The sequence below is a fragment of the Halorubrum sp. SP9 genome (assembly GCF_005435015.1).
GTDB lineage: Archaea > Halobacteriota > Halobacteria > Halobacteriales > Haloferacaceae > Halorubrum > Halorubrum sodomense.
Genome location: NZ_SGXU01000247.1, coordinates 1 through 624, shown reverse-complemented (window position 1 = coordinate 624; position 624 = coordinate 1). Strand labels below are relative to the sequence as shown.

The following is a 624-nucleotide window of genomic DNA, read 5'->3' as shown; positions in this document are numbered from 1 at the left end:
TGTTGTCGACCCGGAGGTTGTGGTACAGCTTCGGCTCCGGACCCGCGATGAGCAGCGCCGCGCTGATCTTCCCGCGTTTGTCGCCGCCGGCTGCCTGCCCCGCTTCCAGCGCGGCAATGAGCCGGTCCGCGAACCCGCCGTCCGCGTCCGCGTAGCCGCTGCTCACCGCGTCGATGACATCCGCGCCATCGAGCATATTGCCGGCAACCGTGTAGTCGTCTCCGGCGGAGTCGCCGGCCCAGTCGACGCAGTCCGCACCGGTGTATCGGAAGGAATCCTCCGCCGTCACGCCGTGGAGTTGACGGTACGTGTCGTGAGGATCGTCTGCGAGAAGCGCCTCGCAGGCGGTCGATACGGAGACGCCCCTATCGGCGAGTTCGACCGCGTTTCGTCCGTGCGATACGTTTACGTACGATTGGGTCGCGACCGCCGCGTTCTCACTCACGAACGGACACAAGGCGCCGACGCCCACGAGCGCCGTACTGACTGCGACGCCGAACGCTCCGGTTTCAGGATCCTGTGCGGCTATCGAGAATGTTCCGGGAGCGAATCGCTCCGCGGGCGAGGTGTGGTCGGGACCGGTATCGGAACGGCCCGTGTCACTTATTGTATTGCCAGTCACAG

The 624-nt window shown here is 65.7% G+C and carries 1 protein-coding gene; it reads right to left on the bottom strand.

Annotated features, from left to right (window positions below; genetic code table 11):
• On the bottom strand, positions 1–622 hold a 622-nt coding region (locus EXE45_RS17405; RefSeq protein WP_137695073.1), incomplete at its 3' end, for a DUF1028 domain-containing protein.
• Positions 623–624 lie beyond the last annotated feature (2 nt).